We start from the raw sequence: 1,679 nt of genomic DNA on the forward strand, positions 1-1,679 counted from the left end.
GCGCTGGAGTCGATGGGCTTCAAGACGTTCGGTTTCGCCGGTGGCCGCGCCGACGTCTGGGAGCCGGAAGAGCTCTATTGGGGTCCCGAAGGCACGTGGCTGGGCGATGAACGCTACAGCGGCGAGCGTCAGCTCGCCGAGCCGCTGGGCGCGGTGCAGATGGGCCTCATCTACGTCAATCCGGAAGGCCCGAACGGCAAGCCGGATCCGATCGCCGCGGCCAAGGACATCCGCGAAACGTTCTTCCGCATGGCGATGAACGACGAGGAAACCGTGGCGCTGATCGCCGGCGGCCATACCTTCGGCAAGACCCATGGTGCCGGCGATCCGTCGCTGGTCGGAGCGGAGCCGGAAGCGGGCGCGCTCGAGCAGCAGGGCCTCGGCTGGAAGAGCAAGCACGCTTCGGGCATTGCGGGCGATTCCATCACCAGCGGTCTCGAGGTGACCTGGACGACGACGCCGACGAAGTGGAGCAACAACTTCTTCGAAAACCTGTTCAAGTACGAATGGGAGCTGACGAAGAGCCCGGGCGGTGCGCATCAGTGGACGGCCAAGGGCGCCGACGCGATCATTCCCGACGCGTTCGACAAGTCGAAGAAGCATCGGCCGACGATGCTGACCACCGACCTCTCGCTGCGCCTCGATCCGGCCTATGAGAAGATCTCGCGGCGCTTCCATGAGAACCCGGATCAGTTCGCGGACGCCTTTGCCCGCGCCTGGTTCAAGCTCACCCACCGCGACATGGGCCCGATCGTGCGCTATCTCGGCCCGCTGGTGCCGAAGGAGACGCTGATCTGGCAGGATCCGATCCCGGCCGTGAATCACGAGCTGGCCAGCGAGCAGGACATCGCCGCGCTGAAGGCGAAGATCCTGGCCTCGGGCCTCTCGGTCTCCGAACTGGTCTCGACGGCGTGGGCGTCGGCCTCGACGTTCCGCGGCTCCGACAAGCGTGGCGGCGCCAACGGCGCGCGCATCCGGCTCGCACCACAGAAGGACTGGGAGGTGAACCAGCCGGCTCAGCTCTCGAAGGTGCTCGGCAAGCTCGAAGCGATCCAGAAGGAGTTCAACGCCTCGGCCGGCGCGAAGAAGATCTCGCTCGCCGACCTGATCGTGCTCGGCGGCACCGCAGCGGTCGAAAAGGCTGCCAAGGATGCCGGCGTCGAGGTGAAGGTCGCCTTCACGCCGGGCCGCATGGATGCCTCGCAGGAGCAGACGGACACTGCCTCCTTCGCGCCGCTGGAGCCGCGGGCCGATGGCTTCCGCAACTATGTCGGCAAGAAGCATCAGTTCCTGCAGCAGGAGGAAGCTCTCGTCGATCGCGCCCAGCTTCTGAAGCTGAGCGGACCTGAGCTGACGGTGCTGGTCGGTGGCCTGCGTGTGCTCGGCGCCAATGCGAACGGGTCGAAGCACGGCGTCCTCACCGCGAAGGCGGGCACGCTGAGCAACGACTTCTTCGTCAACCTGCTCGACATGAGCGCGCAGTGGACCCCGGCGGCTGACGGCACATACGAAGCCCGCGACCGCAAGACCAATGCGGTGAAGTGGACCGGCACGCGCGCCGATCTGATCTTCGGCGCGCACTCGCAGCTCCGCGCCTTCGCCGAGGTCTATGCCACCTCGGACTCGAAGGAGAAGTTCGTAAAGGACTTCGCCAAGGCCTGGACCAAGGTGATGAACCT

The 1,679-nt window shown here is 65.9% G+C and carries 1 protein-coding gene; it reads left to right on the forward strand.

From position 1 onward, the window contains the following. Window positions 1–1,679 (forward strand): catalase/peroxidase HPI (gene katG, locus ACXJL8_RS40430; protein ID WP_456686964.1); only part of this gene is annotated, 1,679 nt, incomplete at both ends.

The organism is Bradyrhizobium sp. P5_C11_2, from assembly GCF_054049755.1.